Annotated in this window: 1 protein-coding gene and 1 pseudogene; one reads left to right on the top strand and one right to left on the bottom strand. The window is 37.2% G+C overall.

Annotation, left to right across the window (positions count from 1 at the left end; genetic code table 11):
* Nucleotides 1-546: 546 nt before the first annotated feature.
* Nucleotides 547-1515, top strand: a complete 969-nt coding sequence (locus AC1DOS_RS19375) for an NAD(P)-dependent alcohol dehydrogenase (RefSeq protein WP_477538816.1) — start codon at nucleotides 547-549, stop codon at nucleotides 1513-1515.
* Nucleotides 1516-2180: 665 nt separating this feature from the next.
* Here AC1DOS_RS19375 and AC1DOS_RS19380 read toward each other — a convergent pair.
* Nucleotides 2181-2377 (bottom strand): annotated as a pseudogene (locus AC1DOS_RS19380) (aldo/keto reductase); the annotation flags it as partial.

Raw genomic sequence — 2377 nt, forward strand, 5'->3', positions numbered from 1 at the left:
CCATAAAGCCAATAATTAAACAGATGAATAATACATAAATCCAATGTATTGCGGTCAGTTCAATACCCATTTGATTCCTCTCCTGTCATTTATCCATTTGCTTGAAATGGGTGTTTCCCCCAATTCAAGATGTACTATAGGATATGTGCAGAAAAAAAAGGAACCTGAGGAATATAAAAAATTACGATGGCAATGAGCACTAGTTGTTAACTTTTATTAAATTAATATTAGTATTCTGTTCATCTAACTTAGCAGTATGGTAAATATTTTATCGAAAACGATAATTCACACCATCTGTGAACGCAGTTATTTTTCATGCTATTATCAGAATAAAGAGTAATTTAAAAGGAAAGAGATTTCTTCAACTAGTTTTGAAAAAATGAATGTTGCCACCTGAATTCCGATATCCATATAATTTTCAGCTTCCAGTCTTAGAAAATTTATTCGCGGAATATTAATAAGAAGCTCTATTGCAGTTTTTATTGTGCTATTTATTAGTTTCCATAAGTAAAATGGGAAATCCGGAGGAAATTAGGAGGAACATTGATGAAAGCTATATTTTATGACAAATACGGTCCACCTGAAGTTCTTAAATTAATAGAATTGGAAAAACCTATTCCAAAGGACAATCAAGTACTAGTGAAAATTCATGCATCCTCTGTGAATTATGGTAATCTGGTTCTTTTGAAAGGGGAACCCTACTTAGCCCGCTTAGCTTTCGGACTTCTAAAACCAAAATACACTATACCCGGAGGTGATGTTGCAGGTCGGATAGAAGCAGTAGGCAAAGATGTTAAGCAGTTTCAAGTAGGCGATGATGTCTTTGGAGATCTATCTGGTTGTGGTTGGGGTGGTTTTGCCGAATATGTAGCAGTTCCTGAAAATGTATTAGCATTAAAACCAGCCTGTATTTCCTTTGAGGAAGCTGCTGCGGTACCTATGGCTGCAGTCACAGCGCTACAGGCTCTTAGGGATAAAGGACAAATTAAGTCGGGGCAAAAAGTTTTAATTAATGGTGCCTCTGGTGGTGTGGGCACTTTCGCAGTACAGATTGCCAAGTCATTCGGTGCTGAGGTAACTGGTGTGTGTAGTACGAGAAATTTAGACATTCTACGATCGATTGGCGCAGACCATGTCATTGACTATACTAAAGAAGATTTTACCAAAAAAACGCAAAGTTTTGATCTGATTCTTGCTGTTAACGGATACCATCCTATTTCAGCTTATAAGCGTGCATTAAATCCCCATGGAAGATATGTTATGGTCGGGGGTGGAGGAGCTCAATTAACCGAAGCCATAATCCAAGGGCCTTATATTTCATTGACTGGGAATAAGAAAATGGGCAACATGTTGCAAAGGGCGAACCAAAACGATCTAGTTTTTATGAAAGAACTTCTTGAAGCGGGCAAAGTAAAACCAGTCATTGATAGAAGTTATAAGTTAAGTGATGTACCGGAAGCGCTCAGGTATTTCGAAGAAGGCCACGCTCAAGGAAAAATTGTCATCACTATGTGAAAAATTCTCGAAAGAATCTAAGAGTAGCAGAAAACAACGGAAAAAGAAGAACACAGCGTTCTTTATATTTAAATAAACATGTAAAAAGCCGATCCAAGTATCCATTCGGAAATACCACCTTTTTCGTGTAAAGGATCATCTCCTCAAAAATGAATGCTCACGTTAATATACGTCCCTACGTTCTAATCACCATAATTTGGGTGCGCCAATTTTAACGCAAATATACTATGACTTCGATTACGTCGGGCTTAACGTTTATCTTACTCTAAGCTGAACGTACGGTTACCAATCCTTGCTGATTATCAATTATTATATTGACTCGTAAAAAAAGCAGCGACGGACTAGGAACCTGATGGCCTAGACTGCAGCTGCTTTTATTGTGCCTCGTGTCCCATTATCTGAATGAATCAGAGTATGTTAACTCGTCTAAATCCAACTGAAGTTTAGAACGATACTTTTCATCAATTAAATTGTATAGTGCTAGATGTTCAATCCTTGCCCAATGCTTATAGCTCTATCCATCTAATCTACAATAATTTTATGTTTTAATTCAACAGCCGTGCGAAAACCTAACTGCAAAAGTCATTCGTTTTGGTTTACCATCGGAATGACTTTAGTGTCTTTCATGACATCTTCTAAATGGTGAATTTGAAAGTTACTGACACCAAATGATTTCGTGAGATACCAGCTTCTTTTAATCCTTCACGGATACTTCGCCCAAACATTTTATAAATAGCAGCGTTTCAGTACTGTGATATCCCTCTTCTATAGCAGATCTCACAGCTTCTACTAGTTCTGGTCCTTCTTCTACTTTGAATCACCTAGTCCAAACCAAGGCATTTCAACTCCATTATGTAAAAAT

This window comes from Paenisporosarcina sp. P5_A11 (genome assembly GCF_056400705.1).

Excerpts from the sequence above, each read along its gene's own strand:
- AC1DOS_RS19375 (WP_477538816.1), top strand. The coding sequence starts at position 547 with ATGAAAGCTATATTTTATGACAAATACGGTCCACCTGAAGTTCTTAAA.